The organism is Bacillota bacterium (assembly GCA_040754675.1).
Taxonomy (GTDB): Bacteria; Bacillota; Limnochordia; order Limnochordales; family Geochordaceae; genus Geochorda.
In genome coordinates this window covers 1-2,281 of sequence record JBFMCJ010000625.1, presented here as the reverse complement: position 1 = coordinate 2,281, position 2,281 = coordinate 1, and the positions used below count along the sequence as shown (strand labels likewise).

Sequence of the window (2,281 nt, the reverse complement as noted above, 5' to 3'; positions counted from 1 at the left end):
GAACGCGAGGAAGTGGCCGAAGGGGTCGTGCTTGCCCTGGTGGCGCGGCAGCACGTCTTGCTTTTGGGCCCACCGGGGACGGCCAAGTCGGCCCTGATCGAGTTTGCGGCGCGGCAGGTGTCGGGAGCGTCGTACTTTCGATGGCTTCTGACGAAGTTCACGACCCCCGAGGAGCTGTTTGGCCCCGTAAGCCTGGAGGCTTTGCAGTGCGACAGCTATCGCCGTCGCACTGATGGAAAGCTTCCCGAGGCGCATGTGGCTTTCGTCGACGAGGTCTTCAAGGCTAGCTCGGCGGTCTTGAATGCCCTGCTGTCAATAATGAACGAGCGCGTTTTCTTCAACGACGGCGAACCGGTTCGCGTCCCGCTGGTGAGCCTTTTTGCAGCCAGCAATGAACTGCCAGGCGTCGATGAAGAAGCAGCCCTCCGGGCCCTGGCCGACCGTTTTTTGCTCCGGTACGTCGTCGGTTACCTGAAGTCACCGCGCAACAAGATCTGTCTGCTCCTCCAAGAGGAGCCGGAGCCACAGCCGGTCCTCAGCTTGACGGACCTGAACCGCTTGCACGAGGCGGCCGGGCGCGTGGCCTTCGGCAAAGACGCCGCTGAGGCGCTGGTGGCGGTGGTGGAGGCCGTGAGGCGCGAGGGCGTGGAGGTGAGCGACCGCCGCATGAAGCAGTGCGCGGTGCTGCTCAAGGCCAAAGCCCTGCTGGAGGGAGGGGACGAGGTGTTGCCGGGGCGGGACTTCGCAGTGCTGCAACATGCGCTCTGGACCTCGCCGGAGCAACGGGATGCGGTGGCTAAGGCGGTGGCAAAAGTTGCTTCGCCGGACGAAGCCGAGCTCGACGAGCTGGCACATGCCGTTCGCGAGGTGCTCGACGCCTGGGCGACGGGCGGCGATACGCGGAAAAAGGTCTCCGCGGTGCGCCGCCTGTCGGCCGCGGCGGAACGGGGTCGAAAGATCGCGGCGAAGCACGCCGAAGGAACGAGCATCCGGAGCCGGGCCGAACGGCTGGTGGCCGAAATCGAGGAGCACAAGAAGCTCCTCATGGAAGACGTCTTGGCGCATCTGTAAAGGAGGTCCGCTCAACGTGGGGAGCATAGCGCTGACGCGCCTGGAAGAACTCACCTACCTGTTCATCCGCCGGGAGGCCGGCATCGCCTCCGCCGAGGAACAGGCGGGCGATGACCCCTTGCTTTCGGAGGTGCACCGGGATATATGGGCAGCTGCCTTCCTGGAGGAGCCGCAGCTGGCTGCGGAAGTGCCCCGGCACCTTGCGGCGGAAAGGCAGCTGCTGGAAAGGCTTCTCGCGAATCCGGCCTGGGAGGAGGTCCGGGCGGAGACCGTCGGGGACGAGTGGCTTTCCGCTGCCCTGGCCGTGCCGACCGCGCGAAAGCTCCTGGAGCTCCTCTCCGGTAAGCCCGATGGCCCATCGCGGCGAGGCCGGAGCCGGGCCGCGGGCGCCGGCCAAGAGGCACAGAGTGCCACGCCGCCGGATGCCGCCGGGGAGGAGCTCGATAGTGCGCTGGCGCGGGCTGCTCTGGAGGCCGCCGACGAGGCTCGGGCAGCGAGAGAGGCCACGGGGGTCTGCCTTGCCTGGGGCGTGCAGCCGGGCAGGCCCCGCTCCGGGGTCCCCGGCAAGGAGGTGGTGGCAGTTGCGGAGAAGCTCGCAGCGAGTTCGCGCCTGCGCGAGATCGTGAGGCTGGCCGGGCGCTTCACCCGCATCGCGCTTCAGAAGCGCCGCAGCCGGGTGAAGCGGGAGCCCACGGAGGTGGCCGAGATCGAGATGGGCGGGGAGCTTGCCCGCCTTCTGCCCAGCGAGCTTGTCGCCCTGGCTGACCCCCTGCGGCGGCCGGACTTCTACCGGCGCTTCATCGAGAGAAAGATGCTCCAGTACCGGCTCGACGTTCCCACCCCGCAGGGCCGGGGGCCGCTTGTCGTCTGCGTGGACGAAAGCGGGAGCATGGCGGGGGAGCGGGAGGTCTGGGCCAAGGCCGTTGCGCTGGCCTGCTTCAACATCGCGGCGAAGGAAAGCCGACCCTATGCCCTCGTCCACTTCGGCTCGGCCCACGAGATCCGGGTGGACCGCTTCCCGCGGCCCCGGCGCGTCGGCCCTGCCCAGCTTCTGGAGGCAGTGGAACACTTCTTCGGCGGCGGCACGGACTTCGAGGCGCCCCTGGCGCAGGCGCTTGAGGTGATGGAGGAGAGCCCCTTCCGGCGAGGGGACGTCGTCTTCATCACCGATGCCCTGTGCCGCGCATCCGAGGCGTTCGCCGAGGAGTTC

2 protein-coding genes are annotated in these 2,281 nt (G+C 68.0%); both read left to right on the top strand.

Annotation, left to right across the window (positions count from 1 at the left end):
* On the top strand, nt 1-1,071 hold a 1,071-nt coding region (locus AB1609_21755; protein ID MEW6049060.1), incomplete at its 5' end, for an AAA family ATPase.
* Nucleotides 1,072-1,087: 16 nt separating this feature from the next.
* Nucleotides 1,088-2,281 (top strand): VWA domain-containing protein (locus tag AB1609_21750; GenBank protein MEW6049059.1); only part of this gene is annotated, 1,194 nt, incomplete at its 3' end.